This window comes from Rhodanobacter ginsengiterrae (genome assembly GCF_050026815.1).
GTDB lineage: Bacteria > Pseudomonadota > Gammaproteobacteria > Xanthomonadales > Rhodanobacteraceae > Rhodanobacter > Rhodanobacter ginsengiterrae.
Window position 1 is genome coordinate 57,235 of record NZ_JALBWO010000043.1, and the last position, 13,983, is coordinate 71,217.

Sequence of the window (13,983 nt, forward strand, 5' to 3'; positions counted from 1 at the left end):
GCCGGCGTCAGTCCGCTGCCACGCAACGGCCTCGCGCCCACCCCCGCAACGTATCGACCTGTTCGCGCATCAGCACCGACAGCGGTCGGGTCTGTTGCAGGGCGTGGATCAGGGTTGCCTGGTCCGGCGGCTTGCCGCTGCCGGCGGCGTCGTACAGTGCACTGACGATGGTCTGTTCGATCTCGGCACCGGAAAAGCCTTCACTGGCGGCCGCCAGCGCCGGCAGCTCGAAGCCGGCGGGATCGAGTTTGCGTCGCGCCAGATGCATCCCGAAAATCTGCTCGCGCACCAGGGCCACCGGCAGGTCGACGAAGAAGATCTCGTCGAAGCGGCCCTTGCGCAGCAGCTCGGCGGGCAGTTCCTGCACGGCGTTGGCGGTGGCCACCACGAACACCTTGGCCTTGCGCTCGGCCATCCAGGTCAGCAGGTAGCCGAGCACGCGGCGCGACACGCCGCCGTCGTCGCCACCGCCGGCCAGGCCTTTCTCGATCTCGTCGATCCACAGCACGCAGGGCGACAGCAGTTCGGTGCTGGCCAGCGCCTCGCGCAGGTTCTTCTCGGTCTCGCCCTGGTACTTGTCGTACAAGGTGCCGAAATCCAGCCGCACCAGCGGCACGCCGAAGCCGCCGGCGATCGCCTTCGCCGCCAGGCTCTTGCCGCAACCCTGCACGCCAAGCAGCAGCACGCCCTTGGGCGGATCCAGCGCGGGGTCGGGCGTGGCGGCAAGAAATACCGCGCGGCGCCGCTGCACCCATTCACGCACGCGGCTGACGCCGGCGATGTCGGCGAAACTGGCGGTGGCGTATTCGTAATGCAGCAGGCCGGAACGGTTGAGCAGGTCGAACTTCGATTGCATCAGCACCGGCAAATCGCTCGCGCCGAGCGCGCCGTCGGCATAGATCAGCTTGCGCACGATCCGCCGCGCGTCCGGTGCCGACAGCCCGAGCAGGTTGCGCACGATGGTGCGCGCGGCATCGTTGTCGACCTCGACCTTGCGGTTCTGTTCGCGCTGCCAGGCCACCGCCTCGCCGCGCAGGATGCCGGCCAGCTCCTTGAGATCGGGCAGCGCCAGCGGCACGCGCAGCGCCAGCGCCTCCAGCTCCTCGGGCAGTTCCACCCTGGCCCCGACCAGCACGATGGTATGCGCGGCCGAGCGATGCCGCTGCACGATTTCGCGCAGCTGGCGCAGGCTCATGGCGTAACGCAGCAGGCTGTGGAAATCGAACATCAGGTAGATGCCGCGTTCGTCCTGCGCGCGGATCGCGTCGAGCGTGGCGGTGGCGTCCGCCGCAACCTCACCGTCGAGTTGGGCGAAGTCGAGCCGGCGCAGGCCGTCGGTCAGCGTCCAGCGCCACAGCGGATGCAGCGCCTGGGCGATCACGTGGCGGAAGCACTCGATCACCCGCTGCTCGTCCACCGTTTCGATCACCAGCAATGGCGTGGCCGCGCGCACCAGCGTGGTGAGATCCTGCAATTCGCTCATGTATTCCCCTCGGAGAACGCAAGTTTACAGAGCGCGGACGCTTCTGGCTTCACGCGCGCCGGTATACGCTGGCCGTTCCGCACGCCGAAGGAGCGCTGCCATGCGCCTGCTGTTGTCGTTGTTGCTGATCCTTTCGTCACTGCCCGCGCTGGCCGCGTCCGCTCCGGACAAACTGGTGCTGCCGCAAGGTTTCCATGTCGCGCTGTATTCCGGCCAGGTGCCGAACGCCCGCGAAATGGCCGTCGGCGCGAAGGGCACGGTGTTCGTCGGCTCCACCGACGCCGGCAAGGTCTACGCGCTCACCGACAGCAATGGCGACGGCGTGGCCGAGCAGGTGCGGGTGATCGCCAGCGGGCTGCAGCTGCCGATGGGCGTGGCCTTCCACGATGGCGACCTGTACGTCTCGGCGGTGAGCCGGATCCTGCGGTTTCGCGACATCGAGCAGCACCTGGATGCGCCGCCCAAGCCCGAACTGGTCACCGACAAGCTGCCCACCGAAACCCATCACGGCGGCAAGTTTCTCGCCTTCGGTCCCGACGGCAAGCTGTATGTGCCGATCGGCGCGCCGTGCAATATCTGCGACCCCGCGCCGGATCACGGCAAGCTGATCCGCATGAACGCCGATGGCAGCGGCTGGGAAGACGTCGCGCGCGGCATCCGCAATACGGTCGGCTTCGACTGGCAGCCCGGCAGCGGCCACCTGTGGTTCACCGACAACGGCCGCGACCTGCTCGGCGACGATGTGCCCAGCGACGAACTGAACGAGATCACCGCCGTCGGCCAGCATTTCGGCTATCCGTATTGTCACCAGGGGGATGTGCCCGATCCTGATTTCGGCAAGGGCAAAAGCTGCAAGAACTATGTGCCACCGGTGCTGAAGCTGGGCGCCCACGTGGCCTCGCTGGGCATGCGCTTCTACACCGGCAGGCAGTTCCCGGCCAGTTACCGCGGCGCCATCCTGGTGGCCGAACACGGCTCCTGGAACCGCACGCAGAAATCAGGGTACCGGGTGATGACGGTGCGTCTGAACCGCGGCAAAGTGATCTCCTACCAGCCGTTCATCACCGGTTTCATGCGCGACGAAAGTGCCTGGGGCCGCCCGGTCGACGTGCAGCCGCTGCCGGATGGCAGCGTGCTGGTCAGCGATGATCTGGCCGGCGCCATCTATCGCGTCACCTATCAACCGTAGCGTTCCCCGTTCCCGAGGCAATCCCATGCAACTACGCAGCGACAGCTTTGCCAATGGCCAGCCGATTCCCGCCCGCTTTGCCTTCGGCAAAGCCGGTGATCCGGTGGCCCTGTCCGACAATCACAGCCCGCACCTTGCCTGGAAGAACGCGCCATCGGCCACGCGTTCCTTCGTGCTCAGCTGCATCGACCCCGATGTGCCCAGCCGCGGCGACGACGTGAATCAGGCCGGTCGCACGGTGCCGGCGGAGCTGCCGCGGGTGGAATTCGTGCACTGGCTGATGGCCAACATCCCGGCTGAGTGCGGCGAGCTGGGCGCGGGCGCGTGCAGCGACGAGATCACCCCACGCGGCAAGCGCGCACCGTTCGGTCCGCCCGGTAGCGTGCAGGGCGTGAACGACTTCACCGGCTGGTTCAGCGGCGATCCGGAAATGGGCGGCGAATACCTGGGCTACGACGGTCCGTGTCCGCCGTGGAACGATGCGCTGCTGCACCACTACCACTTCACCGTGTATGCGCTGGACGTGGCCGCGCTGCCGCTGGTCACCGGTTTCTCGCTGGCCGACCTGCGGGCGGCGATGGCCGGCCATGTACTGGAGCAGGCACAGCTGGTCGGGACCTACACGCTCAATCCTGCCGTGGTTTCCTGAACCGGCACGACGCCGAACGTGGGCGCTGCGTGCACGCCCGCGCCGGTTCTCTTCACACGCGAAAGGCATGGGCTATGGGTGAATGGCGGCACGCGGGTTCAACGCGGGCACCCCTTCACTACAAGAGGATTCCTCCCATGCTTCATTACGCCCTGGTCTTCCTGGTCATCGCCATCATTGCCGCCGTGCTCGGCTTCGGCGGCATTGCCGGCGCGGCGGCCGGCATCGCCAAGATCCTGTTCGTGATCTTCCTGATCCTGGCGATCATCGCCTTCTTCCGTCGCGCCAGTTGACCCCCTCCCGGTTGCGATGCACCAGCGTCATACTGAAGTCTTTCCGGAGCAAGCAATGAACAAGCAAGTCAGCAGCACCGAACAACCGGTCAATGACCGCATCGACGAGCGCGCCGAGCGCATCAAGCAGGCCACCTCCGCCGCCGTTGCCAGCACCAGGGACACCGTCGATCGCGCGGCTGAGCATGTCGAGGAAGGTCTGCATCACGCCACCGACAAGGCCGCCAGCGCAGCGCACAAGGCCAGCGACAAGGTGGCCGAAGTGAGCGAGCGCGGCCGCGAGGTGTATGACCACACCATGGACCGTGCCGACGAATGGCTGGAGCAGGCGCGCGACTACGTGCGCGAAAAGCCGGTGCAGTCGGTGGCCATCGCGCTCGGCGCTGGCTGGTTGCTTGGCCGCATCCTGCGACGGTGAGCAGGCCCGGCCCAGCTGACTCCATGCACGCTGACGGAGCATCAAACCAGACGGCGGCACCGGATCCGGTGCCGTCGTCCGGTTTGTTGACCGAACTGGGCCAGTTCGGGCGAGCCATGCGGCGTCTGTTTGGCGCGCAGCTGGAATTGCTCGCCGCGGAACTGGGGCTGGCCCGCAGCGCGGTGTCGTGGGCGCTGCTGGCAGCGCTGGCCGCCACGGTGGCCGGGGTCGGCCTGGGCCTCACCTTGCTGGGTCTGGTCGGCGTGATGCTGGCGGCATGGTGGGGTTCGTGGTTCTGGGCCCTGCTGGGCCTGGCCGTGTTGCAGCTGTTGTTCCTGCTTGGCGCGATCGTGCTGTTCCGGCGTTGCATGCACTGGATGAGCCTGCCTGCCTCACGCGGTCAGTGGAGTGCGATGATGCGCGAAACCCGGCACAAGGCCGGGCCAGCCGCTGCCGCGCAGGCGCCGCCCGGGTCGCAGGAAGGGGAGACGAGATGAGTCTGTTCAATCGCATCGCCCGGGTGAAAGCCGCCCAGTTGCGCATGGAGCTGGCGCGGCACGACGTTGCCAGGCCGGCATCGGCCTTGCTCGCGCGCGGGCGCAAATATCCGCTGACCACCGTCGGCGTGGCCGCTGGCGCCGGCGTGGTGCTGGGCTCGCTCGACGTGCATCCGCTGCGCGTGCCCGGACTCGGTCCGCTGCTGAGCGGCGGTTTCGCCGAGGTGGTGGCGCAAGGCACCCGCCTGGCGGCCGAGTTCGCCGAAACCGCGATCGTGGCGCACGCGGCGGCAGGGGCGGTCGAGCCCGGCGAAACGGCATGATCGAGGCGGAGCCCTTGCCGACCCCGGCGCCGGACGCGTCAGCACCGACCTTGGACGACGCCATCGCCGCAGAAGCCGCCGAGGCATCGGCCGAACTGGCGGTTTCCCCGCTGCGCCGGCGCAACCCCGCGCTCGGCATACGCCGCCACTTGCGCGCGATGCGCCTGGTGTTCAACGTCCTGCTGCTGCTGGCCCTGCTGTACACCATCACCCTGACCAAGGCCTTGCTGATACCGCTGGTGCTGGCGGCATTCATTGGTCTGGCCCTGAACCCCATCGTCGCTTTTGGCGCCCGCTTGCACGTCCCGCGCTGGCTTACCGCACTGGTTCTGATGATCGGGTTGATCGCCGGCATCAGCACCGGCGTGGGCCTGCTCGCGCAGCCGGCGGTCGGCTGGTTCCACGGCGCACCGGCCGCGATCAAGAGTTTCGTGCCGAAACTGCGCAGTGTGACCCAGCCGCTGGAGGCGGCCAACCGCGCCACGCAAACTCTGGTCAACGGCACCAACCGGGCCCAGGTTCCGCAGCCGACATCGGTATCGATAACCGCCTGGGACGTGGTTTCCACCGCGCCCAAGGTGCTCGCGGCGGTGCTGAGCGTGTTGTTGCTGGTGTTCTTCTTCCTGATCTATGGCGACTCGATGCTGCGCCGGCTGGTCGAGATCACCCCCAGCTTCGCCTACAAGCGCCATGCGGTGACGATCGTGCGCGGGATCCAGGCCGAGATCTCGCGCTACCTGCTGACCGCCTTCGTGATCAACGCCAGCCTCGGCGCGATCACCGCCGGCATGTTGTGGCTGTACAAGGTGCCCGACCCCTTGCTGTGGGGCGCGGTGGCAATGTTCGCCAACTTCATTCCGTACGTCGGCGCGTTCGTCACCACCACCGTGCTGGCCATCGTTTGCATGCTGTACGCCAAGGACGCCAACCTGGAAGTGTTCCTGCCGGCGCTCACCTTCGCCGGCATCACCGCGGTGGAAGGCAACCTGATCACCCCGTTGATCCAGGGCGCCAGCATGCGGCTGAGCCCGATCGCGATCCTGTTGTGGTTGCTGATCTGGGGCTGGCTGTGGGGCATCCCCGGCGCCTTGCTCGCCGTGCCGATGCTGACCTGCACCAAGCTGATCTGCGAACGCGTGCGTGGCTGGGAGTGGTTCGCGCACATCGTGCAGCGCTGAGCGCGGTCGGTACCGTGCCGCTCAGAGCGCATCCTGTACCAGGTTGAGCAAGGTATAGGCGCGCTGCTGGCCTTCGAATCTGTCGCCGCTTGCGGCTACCAGCGTCACCTGCCGGCGCACCATGATCACGTCGCTGATGACGACGCCCCGGCGGATCGTCGTATAGCCGCGCCAGCTGGTCTGGCCAGGGATCACCGACACCTCGATCGCTTTTCCGGCCGTGGTGATGATCTGCATCGATTTCCCGCTTTTCTCGCGGTGCTGATCGTCGGACGATGGTCCCGTACCGTTGCCGATACGGGTCAGCGTGACGCTCCCGTTGCGCGGATCTACGCGCAGTACGTGCACCTGTCCGGTGCCGACCGGGCCGATTTCCCAGGGCGCGGCGATCGCAAATTTCCAGCTCGCACCGGGACGGAGCTGATCCGGCGCCTTGCCCCACAGCAACGGATTGAAGATCACGCCGCTGGTCTGGTCGTTGATGCGGCACTGACCTGCGTGACAGGTGGTGACGCCGTCGCGAAGGATCTCGATGTCGTGTACCGGCCCGTTGGCCGGATGCCCATCGTAGCGATCGTCCTCATCGAAGATGATGGCCTTCGGCGTGACGCCGGTCACCACGTAGTCGGCTGTGCCGCTGATGCGATCGACCTGTTCCTTGAAACCCGTGCCCTTCGTCGAGACCGTCTTGGAGAACACGTCGGACAAGTGTTCACCGACTTCGAGGTCAGGGCGCAGAAATGTCGTGGTGGACTGGGCATGAACCCATGAGGTGCCAAGGCAGAAGACCCCGGCGCACAAGGCGAGGTGTCGGCTAGCGCGGAAGCGGGGTTTCATGATGTTCTCCATGGCGTGTTCGTCGTTGCCCGCTACCCATCGGCCCTGGCGCGATGGATATTCAATGCGTGATGCCGTGTGTGCGCAGCACTTCGCCGATGTCGAAGCGCCAGAGGTTGCGCGAGCCATTCAGCGGCGACTGCAGGCGGCGTTGCAGTGAGTCCGCATCGTCGCGCCGTTTGGGAAAGGACATCTCGTCCCGGCGTGCACTGGACACAAACAGCTCGCCAAACGCCGGGCCCAGCGACGGCGCGTTCTCCAGCACGCGGCTGTTGACGTCACCGCCCAGATGCTCGGGTTTGCCCCAGCCGCCGTCCGGCTGGCGGAACACGATGTAGATGTCGGCACTGCCCAGCGCATCGCCCTCGTTGCCGGCGTACAGCAGGAAGCGCCCTTGCGGATCGATCGCAGGATCCATCCGGTTATGGTCGAGATCGCCCAGCGGCAGCCGCTCGGGCGCGGCGTGACCCTGGTCGCGCGCCACATAAATCTGATAGGCCTTGCCGGAATCCGCACGATGGGCGGAGAAATAGATGTCGCCGTTCGCCGCCACCGACGGGTTGTAGATCATCGCGCCGTCGTTGAGCGCGCCATCGACGTGCACGGCCGCACTCCAGCCACCATGTGCCTGCCGCTCGACATACCAGAGATTGCTGCCGGCGAACTGCCGCCCGTTCATCGCGGCGGTCACCGGCGCGCCGCCCGGCCGCAGCGGCCGGTTGGAGACGAAGTAGAGGCGCTTGCCGCTGGGTGACAACGTCGGTTCGGAGTCGTGCCACTGGCCGGAAAACGCGGCCACCCGTGGCGTCGACCAATGGTCGTCGACACGCTGCGAGACCATGATGGTGTCGTCGGCCTCGGCGAAGTCCGAGCGCATGAAATACAGCGTTTTCCCGTCCGGCGTCAGTGCGGCCGACGTTTCCTGCAGGCCGGTGGAAATCACCCCGGGCCCGACCAGCTCGCCGGCGCCGACGGTCGATGCGGGCAAGGTGGCGGACGTGGCCGCGAGGCCGGCGGTGAAAGCGAGAATGCGTAGTGACATGGTGGCTCCTGATGAGATGCGCACGAATTCACTTCGCGCGATGCGCGTCCAGCCACGGCGCCAGCGACACGCGCCAGATGTGGTCGCCACCGTTGTCCCAGGCACGCATGCGCGCCAGGTCCGCGCGCGCCTGCGTCGGCGTGCGCGGATAACTCACTTTCGCCGTGTAGTTGCTGGTGAAGTACAGGCTGCGGCCGTCCGGGCCCAGGTGCGAACCCCAGGGTTCATAGCGGTTCACCGCATCGCCGAGATCGATCGGCTTGCTCCAGGCATCGCCTTCGCGGAAGACGATGTACAGCCGGTCGGGCTGGTCCTTGCCGGCGTAATTGGCGTCGAACACCATGAACGACTGGTCCGGCGCGATCGCCGGGTCCAGCTCGTGCGCGGCCGGATCGCCCAGCGCCAGCCGCTGCGGTGGCTGGTAGTGGCTGTCGCGCCAGGCGGTGCGGTAGAGATGGAACTCGTGGGTGGCCTCGTCGCGGCGCTGGTAGTACACGTCGCCATTGGCCGCCACGCTGGGTGCATAGACACTGGTGCCCACGTTCACCGCGTCGGGCAACCGCCGCGGCTCGCCCCAGCCGTCGCCACGGCGATCGACCCGCCACAGATGACCGCCGCGCAGCGCCGGTCCGCTGGCCACATCGGCGCGGTTGGAGGTGTACAGCAGGAACGAGCCGTCCGGCGCCATCGCCGGATCGTGGTCCTGCCACTGCCCGGAAAACGGTGCGATCCGCGGCGTCGACCAGCCCTTGCCGATCCGGTGCGATTCCATGATGAAGCCGTTCCAGCCGGCCTGCTGGTCGAAGTAGACAGTGTTGCCGTCGGGCGCGAAGGTCAGGCAATCCACGCCGGCCGGGCCGGAAATCGCGCCGGGGGCGAAGATCTCCGGTGTGGTGGGTGCGGTGTCGGCGGCGCGGACGGTGCTGATGCCGCAAAGGGCCAGCGTGAGGAGGCTGCAGGCGAACAGGGGAAGTGGATGGCAGGCCATGCAGGTGCCTCGACAGGATGATGTGCGGTCGAGTCTGCGCGGCGGGGGCGACGCGTTGCTGGCAGTTTGTGACGAGTGGGGATTCGCTGGGATCAGCGGTTGACATCGCGGGACCATCGGTCCGCTTCGCCGGGGAATCGACTCGCTCGACGCGTCGTGCGCTGAGCCGTTGCAGGAAGCGTGCTCGCACCCCACCTCGTCATGCCCGCGAAGGCAGGCATCGCACTTCAGTTGGTACGCCTGTGGCGAGGCTTGCGCGTAGAGCGAAGAGCTTTCGCCCTCCTTCGGAGGCCGAGTTACTTTCTCTTTGCGTGGCCAAAGAGAAAGATAACCAAAGAGAAAGGCCACCCCGCTTGGCGCTTGCCGGGCTTCCTGCCCGGCAAGTCCGTGAGCCGGGGCCGGGCTTTTCGAACGGGCATCCTGCCCGTGCGAAAAGGAGTCGACGTCCCTGTCGACTCCCGCTGCGCGGCCTGTCGACCCCGCCTCACCGCCGCACAGGGGCCCCGGGTAGAGCAGCGGGCCATCCTGGCCCGCACTCCTCAGAAGGGCAAAAGGGCAAAGGCCAAAGTGGGTAGTGCGCTCTTGCAGCAGTGGTTTTCAATCCGCAGGGAAGCCGGCAGGAATGGGTTCACCGCAAAGCTCCGTCCCGTCAGTCGGACGGGTGCGGACGTTGTAAAGTGCGCGCTGCCCCCGGTTTTGTGCCGGATGCGTCCGATCGAAAGCGCATTCGGCGGATTGCCTCGGCAGCAAGCCATCGGCTGCGCCCGATACCCCATCAGGAACACCGCATCGCATGTTTGAAAATGCCTTCAACAACATGGACCGCGTCATGCGCAATGACGAGGGGCTGGCGTCCGAGCTGGACTACGCCGAACAGACCTCGTGGCTGCTGTTTCTCAAGTACCTCGACGACATGGAGAAGGAGTGGGAAGACGAGGCCGGACTGGAAGGTCGCGATTACTCGCCGATCCTCGACGAGCCCTATCGCTGGCAGACTTGGGCCGCGCCGAAAAGCAAGGACGGCGCGCCGGACCTCAACGCGGCACGCACTGGCAAGGATCTGATCGAGTTCGTCAACGGCAGGCTGTTTCCGTATCTGCAGACCTTCCGCGAAGGCACCGACGATCCCGATTCGCTGGAATACAAGATCGGCGAGATCTTCGCCGAGATCGCCAACCGCTTTCGCTCCGGCTACTCGCTGCGTGATGCGCTGGAAATCATCGACCAGCTCAACTTTGGCAGCCAGGAGGCCAAGCACGAGCTGTCCGACCTGTACGAAACCCGCATCAAGCGCATGGGCAACGCCGGCCGCAACGGCGGCGAGTACTACACGCCGCGCCCGCTGATCCGCGCCATGATCAAGGTGGTGCAGCCGCAGATCGGCGAAACCATCTACGACGGCGCCTGTGGCTCGGCCGGATTCCTGTGCGAAGCCTGGGACTACTTGCGCCGCGACAACCTCTCCGCCGCCGAATGGGACACGCTGCAGCGCAAGACCTTCTACGGCCAGGAGAAGAAATCGCTGGCCTACGTACTGGGCGTGATGAACCTGATCCTGCACGGCGTGGATGCGCCCAATATCCGCCACACCAACACGCTCGCCGACAACGTGATGGACATCCAGCAAAAGGATCGCCACGACATCGTGCTGGCCAATCCGCCATTCGGCGGTGGCGAGCGCAAGGAGGTACAGCAGAACTTCCCGATCAAATCCGGCGAAACCGCCTACCTGTTCCTGCAACACTTCATCCGCAAGCTCAAAGCCGGCGGTCGCGGCGCGGTAGTCATCAAGAACACCTTCCTCAGCAACACCGACAACGCCAGCGTCGCCCTGCGCAAGGAGCTGCTGGAAACCTGCAACCTGCACAGCGTGCTCGACTGCCCCAGCGGCACCTTCCAGGGCGCCGGCGTCAAGACCGTGGTGCTGTTCTTCGAGAAGGGATCGAAGACCCGCAAGGTCTGGTTCTACCAGCTCGATCCCGGCCGCAGCATGGGCAAGACCAATCCGCTCAACGACGAGGATCTGGCGGAGTTCGTGACCTTGCAGGCAACCAAGACCGACAGCGACAAGAGCTGGACGGTGGCGGTCGCGGATGTGGACAAGGCGACTTGGGATCTGTCGGTGAAGAATCCGAACGCGCCGGAGGCGGAGGCGTTGCGCAGTCCAGAGCAGATTATTACCGACATGCTGGCGCGGGATGCGGAGACGGCGCAGATTCTGCAAGAAATTCGGGGGATGTTGTGAGCGTGGCTATTGCGACAAGACTGGACGTTGTGCCTTTGAAGATGGTGCCGCTGGCTGAACTGGTCGAGTTTCGTCGTGGACTGACTTACAAGAAGTCCGATGAAGTGGCTCTTTCGTCCAACGCGGTCCTACGAGCGAACAACGTCAACTTGGAAACCGGTAGTCTCGATCTCACGAATATTCGATTCATCTCGGATGTAGTGCCTGTTCCGGCGTCCAAGAAACTTCTGAAGAACTCGCTACTGATATGCACCGCGAGCGGAAGCCGCAGCCATCTCGGGAAAGTTGCCTACGTCGAAGATGACTTCGACTATGCGTTCGGCGGCTTTATGGGGCTGGTCGTTCCATGTGCTCAGGTGCTTGGGAAGTTTCTCTATTACTTCACTCGTTCAACGGCGTATTCGGATTTCATTGACTCGCTGTCCGCTGGCGCGAACATCAACAACTTACGGTTCTCGGATCTGGGGCGACTGCTGATTCCTCTTCCGCCGCTAGAGAACCAGAAGCGGATCGTTGCGGTGCTCGATCAGGCCTTCGCCGCCCTCGACCGCGCCCGCGCCCATGCCGAGGCCAATCGCGAGAGCTGTCGGGAGCTGTTCGGAACATTGTTGGAAGCAACACTCAGGCGCGATGCTTCTGGCTGGAAGCGACTACCTTTGAAGTCCCTCGGTACAACTCAGACGGGAACAACACCAAAGGCATCTGAAGCAGAGAGCTATGGCGATTTCATTCCGTTCATCAAACCTGGCGATTTCAAGTTGGATGGCTCACTTGAACTCGAAAATCAGGGCCTGAGCGAGCTTGGAGCCAAGAAGGCGCGCACGGTGCCTGCGGGTTCGGCGCTGATGGTGTGCATCGGTGCAACCATCGGCAAGGCTGGGTTTACGGAAACCGACATAGTCACTAATCAGCAGATAAATTCAGTCTTTCCGCGCGATGGAATTTCCGGAGAATTTCTTTACTATCAGTTCATCACTCCGAGCTTTCAGAAGGACGTGATGCGACGTTCAGGTCAAGCAACGCTACCAATTATCAACAAAAGTAAGTGGAGCGAAATTGAGGTGGCGTTTCCCTCTGACCTGGCGACGCAGTCGCGCTTAGTCGAATCATTGCGCGCGATTCACCGTCACACAGAGGAACTTGTGGGCAAATACGACCAGAAGCTCGCCGACATCGCCAACCTCCGCCAATCCCTCCTGCAAAAAGCCTTCTCCGGCGAGCTGACATGAAGCGGACTCGAAAAATCTCGCCGTGGTCATCTGCAGGAGCGCACCCTGTACGCGAAAACACGCTGCGACGTGGTGTGCCATTCGCGCACAGGGTGCGCTCCTGCAAAAAGCCGGGTTATTCGAGCTTCCCATGAGCGAGCAACCCCCCGTCAAGCTGGGTGACCTCGAAGACGCCCTGTTGTTCGTGGATGCGGGAAGCGGCTTTGACACCGCGGCCTGGGTATGCCAGGAAACGGGCACCGTGCTGTGGCACGGCGAGGACAGCGACGATTTCGAACCGTTGCCGGCGGATATCGACGACGCGGAGCGCTACGTGGCAGTGCCGGACAAGCGTGAATTCGGGCTGGGCAAGCCGCTGGCGCTGGAGTTCGCCCGCACGCAGCTGCCGGCATGCTACGAACAGGTGTGCGCGATGTTCTCGCACCGCGGCGCCTATGCCCGCTTCAAGGATCTGCTGGAGCGCCACCAGAGCCTCGACGCCTGGCATCAGTGGGAGGCGGAGCAGACCCGCCAGGAGCTGCGCGAATGGTGCACGGACAACGGCCTCACCCTGGCCGACTGACCTATGGCGCCGAACTCCGCTGATATTGCCCGCAAGAAGCTTTCTCCGGACGGCTGTAAGCTCGATCCATGACCAAATCATCATCGACCAGTGCCGGCGAAATGCCATCGCCGGATGCCTCCGGCCAATACCCGCTGTTTGGCAAACACGTGGCCAAGTCACTGCCGGAAGCCGCGCCGATAGTTCCGGGCAAAGAACATAGTCATTACGTGGTCTATGTGGATGAGAGCGGGGATCATGGTCTTGAGAGCATCGACCCGCAGTATCCGGTGTTCGTGCTGGCATTCTGCGTCTTTCAAAAGGCTTATTACGTCAGCCACGTCGTGCCCGCGCTGGAGAGCTTCAAGTTCAAGCATTTCGGGCATGACGTGGTCGTGCTGCACGAGACGGACATCCGCAAGGAGCGCGGCAGCTTTCGGTTCTCCAGTCGACCCCACAAGAAAGCGTTTCTGGATGAGTTGACGGGCATCATTGAAACGAACAACTTCATCTTGATCGCCAGCATCATTGACAAGGCACGGTTACGCGAGCACAGCGAGAATCCTTACCACTTGGCCTTGGGCTTCTGTCTCGAAACCCTGTACGAGTTCGTGCAGGAGAAGCACCAGGACGAGCTGCCCACTCACGTGGTGGTCGAATGCAGGGGCAAGAAGGAAGACGCGGAGCTTGAGCTGGAGTTCCGGCGCGTGTGCGCGGGCGAAAACAAGTTCGGCAAGCCGCTGCCGTTCGAAGTCATCTTTGCCGACAAGAAGACCAACTCGACCGGATTGCAGTTGGCAGATCTGGTGGCCCGCCCGATCGGCTTGTCGGTGGTCAGGCCGGAACAAGCCAATCGCGCATTTGAGGTGCTGAAGCGGAAGTTCTTCTGCAGTGGCGGCCGCAAAAACGTGGGCGTCGGATTCGACGGATGGGGATTGAAAATTCACCCAGCTCCAGAAAGCGAAAGGCCCCGGTGAACGCACCGAGGCCATAACGCCGGCCGGGAACCCCCAACCCATTTACGGATAAGTATGGGTCTCATGTAGTGAGAATTGCAAGGCGACTCGGACA

15 protein-coding genes are annotated in these 13,983 nt (G+C 64.4%); 11 read left to right on the plus strand and 4 right to left on the minus strand.

Features of this window, described 5'->3' with window-relative positions; all coding sequences use genetic code 11:
• Window positions 1–7 precede the first annotated feature (7 nt).
• Window positions 8–1,483: an AAA family ATPase gene (locus ACQGNJ_RS03075; RefSeq protein WP_426687764.1), complete on the minus strand. Its 1,476-nt coding sequence runs from the start codon at window positions 1,481–1,483 to the stop codon at window positions 8–10.
• 100 nt (window positions 1,484–1,583) lie between these two features.
• On the opposite strand from ACQGNJ_RS03075, the gene ACQGNJ_RS03080 reads away from it, so the two are divergent.
• The 7 genes from ACQGNJ_RS03080 to ACQGNJ_RS03110 all read left to right on the plus strand — a co-directional run bounded on the left by ACQGNJ_RS03080 (window position 1,584) and on the right by ACQGNJ_RS03110 (window position 6,030).
• Complete coding sequence (locus ACQGNJ_RS03080) at window positions 1,584–2,672, plus strand: PQQ-dependent sugar dehydrogenase (RefSeq protein WP_426687765.1); 1,089 nt, start codon at window positions 1,584–1,586, stop codon at window positions 2,670–2,672.
• Between the two features lie 25 nt (window positions 2,673–2,697).
• The gene (locus ACQGNJ_RS03085; RefSeq protein WP_426687766.1) at window positions 2,698–3,321 is read left to right on the plus strand and encodes a YbhB/YbcL family Raf kinase inhibitor-like protein; all 624 of its coding nucleotides are present in this window, start codon (window positions 2,698–2,700) and stop codon (window positions 3,319–3,321) included.
• Window positions 3,322–3,458: 137 nt separating this feature from the next.
• Complete coding sequence (locus ACQGNJ_RS03090; RefSeq protein ID WP_007809737.1) at window positions 3,459–3,614, plus strand: DUF1328 domain-containing protein; 156 nt, start codon at window positions 3,459–3,461, stop codon at window positions 3,612–3,614.
• Window positions 3,615–3,669: 55 nt separating this feature from the next.
• Window positions 3,670–4,032 (plus strand): ElaB/YgaM/YqjD family protein, encoded by a 363-nt coding sequence (locus tag ACQGNJ_RS03095; RefSeq protein WP_426687767.1) that lies wholly within the window; start codon window positions 3,670–3,672, stop codon window positions 4,030–4,032.
• Between the two features lie 23 nt (window positions 4,033–4,055).
• Window positions 4,056–4,529 (plus strand): ABC transporter ATP-binding protein, encoded by a 474-nt coding sequence (locus ACQGNJ_RS03100; protein WP_426687768.1) that lies wholly within the window; start codon window positions 4,056–4,058, stop codon window positions 4,527–4,529.
• Window positions 4,526–4,852, plus strand: a complete 327-nt coding sequence (locus tag ACQGNJ_RS03105; RefSeq protein ID WP_426687769.1) for a hypothetical protein — start codon at window positions 4,526–4,528, stop codon at window positions 4,850–4,852. The genes ACQGNJ_RS03100 and ACQGNJ_RS03105 overlap by 4 nt, the downstream gene beginning before the upstream one ends.
• The gene (locus ACQGNJ_RS03110) at window positions 4,849–6,030 is read left to right on the plus strand and encodes an AI-2E family transporter (protein WP_426687770.1); all 1,182 of its coding nucleotides are present in this window, start codon (window positions 4,849–4,851) and stop codon (window positions 6,028–6,030) included. The genes ACQGNJ_RS03105 and ACQGNJ_RS03110 overlap by 4 nt, the downstream gene beginning before the upstream one ends.
• A gap of 21 nt (window positions 6,031–6,051) precedes the next feature.
• On the opposite strand, the gene ACQGNJ_RS03115 is transcribed toward ACQGNJ_RS03110, so the two are convergent.
• Genes ACQGNJ_RS03115 through ACQGNJ_RS03125 form a run of 3 tightly spaced genes read right to left on the minus strand, consistent with a single transcriptional unit; the run spans window position 6,052 to window position 8,897 of the window.
• Window positions 6,052–6,879 carry a hypothetical protein gene (locus ACQGNJ_RS03115; RefSeq protein WP_426687771.1) on the minus strand — a complete coding sequence of 276 codons (828 nt, stop codon included), beginning with the start codon at window positions 6,877–6,879 and terminating at the stop codon, window positions 6,052–6,054.
• A 49-nt stretch (window positions 6,880–6,928) separates the two neighbouring features.
• Window positions 6,929–7,909: a TolB family protein gene (locus ACQGNJ_RS03120; RefSeq protein WP_426687772.1), complete on the minus strand. Its 981-nt coding sequence runs from the start codon at window positions 7,907–7,909 to the stop codon at window positions 6,929–6,931.
• 28 nt (window positions 7,910–7,937) lie between these two features.
• The gene (locus tag ACQGNJ_RS03125) at window positions 7,938–8,897 is read right to left on the minus strand and encodes a TolB family protein (protein ID WP_426687773.1); all 960 of its coding nucleotides are present in this window, start codon (window positions 8,895–8,897) and stop codon (window positions 7,938–7,940) included.
• A gap of 793 nt (window positions 8,898–9,690) precedes the next feature.
• Here ACQGNJ_RS03125 and ACQGNJ_RS03130 point away from each other — a divergent pair.
• The 4 genes from ACQGNJ_RS03130 (at window position 9,691) to ACQGNJ_RS03145 (ending at window position 13,889) form a co-directional block, all read left to right on the plus strand.
• Window positions 9,691–11,142 (plus strand): class I SAM-dependent DNA methyltransferase, encoded by a 1,452-nt coding sequence (locus ACQGNJ_RS03130; protein ID WP_426687774.1) that lies wholly within the window; start codon window positions 9,691–9,693, stop codon window positions 11,140–11,142.
• A gap of 2 nt (window positions 11,143–11,144) precedes the next feature.
• Window positions 11,145–12,371, plus strand: a complete 1,227-nt coding sequence (locus ACQGNJ_RS03135) for a restriction endonuclease subunit S (RefSeq protein ID WP_426687775.1) — start codon at window positions 11,145–11,147, stop codon at window positions 12,369–12,371.
• A gap of 130 nt (window positions 12,372–12,501) precedes the next feature.
• Window positions 12,502–12,933, plus strand: coding sequence for a UPF0158 family protein (locus ACQGNJ_RS03140; RefSeq protein ID WP_426687776.1), 432 nt, complete (start codon window positions 12,502–12,504; stop codon window positions 12,931–12,933).
• 68 nt (window positions 12,934–13,001) lie between these two features.
• On the plus strand, window positions 13,002–13,889 hold the full coding sequence (locus tag ACQGNJ_RS03145; RefSeq protein WP_426687777.1) for a DUF3800 domain-containing protein: 888 nt from the start codon (window positions 13,002–13,004) through the stop codon (window positions 13,887–13,889).
• The last annotated feature ends 94 nt before the right edge of the window (window positions 13,890–13,983 follow it).

Coding starts and splice junctions, on each gene's coding strand:
- ACQGNJ_RS03075 (WP_426687764.1), bottom strand. CDS start 1,483: ATGAGCGAATTGCAGGATCTCACCACGCTGGTGCGCGCGGCCACGCCA.
- ACQGNJ_RS03120 (WP_426687772.1), bottom strand. CDS start 7,909: ATGTCACTACGCATTCTCGCTTTCACCGCCGGCCTCGCGGCCACGTCC.
- ACQGNJ_RS03145 (WP_426687777.1), top strand. CDS start 13,002: ATGACCAAATCATCATCGACCAGTGCCGGCGAAATGCCATCGCCGGAT.
- ACQGNJ_RS03140 (WP_426687776.1), top strand. CDS start 12,502: ATGAGCGAGCAACCCCCCGTCAAGCTGGGTGACCTCGAAGACGCCCTG.
- ACQGNJ_RS03095 (WP_426687767.1), top strand. CDS start 3,670: ATGAACAAGCAAGTCAGCAGCACCGAACAACCGGTCAATGACCGCATC.
- ACQGNJ_RS03100 (WP_426687768.1), top strand. CDS start 4,056: ATGCACGCTGACGGAGCATCAAACCAGACGGCGGCACCGGATCCGGTG.
- ACQGNJ_RS03130 (WP_426687774.1), top strand. CDS start 9,691: ATGTTTGAAAATGCCTTCAACAACATGGACCGCGTCATGCGCAATGAC.
- ACQGNJ_RS03110 (WP_426687770.1), top strand. CDS start 4,849: ATGATCGAGGCGGAGCCCTTGCCGACCCCGGCGCCGGACGCGTCAGCA.
- ACQGNJ_RS03115 (WP_426687771.1), bottom strand. CDS start 6,879: ATGGAGAACATCATGAAACCCCGCTTCCGCGCTAGCCGACACCTCGCC.
- ACQGNJ_RS03105 (WP_426687769.1), top strand. CDS start 4,526: ATGAGTCTGTTCAATCGCATCGCCCGGGTGAAAGCCGCCCAGTTGCGC.
- ACQGNJ_RS03090 (WP_007809737.1), top strand. CDS start 3,459: ATGCTTCATTACGCCCTGGTCTTCCTGGTCATCGCCATCATTGCCGCC.
- ACQGNJ_RS03085 (WP_426687766.1), top strand. CDS start 2,698: ATGCAACTACGCAGCGACAGCTTTGCCAATGGCCAGCCGATTCCCGCC.
- ACQGNJ_RS03080 (WP_426687765.1), top strand. CDS start 1,584: ATGCGCCTGCTGTTGTCGTTGTTGCTGATCCTTTCGTCACTGCCCGCG.
- ACQGNJ_RS03125 (WP_426687773.1), bottom strand. CDS start 8,897: ATGGCCTGCCATCCACTTCCCCTGTTCGCCTGCAGCCTCCTCACGCTG.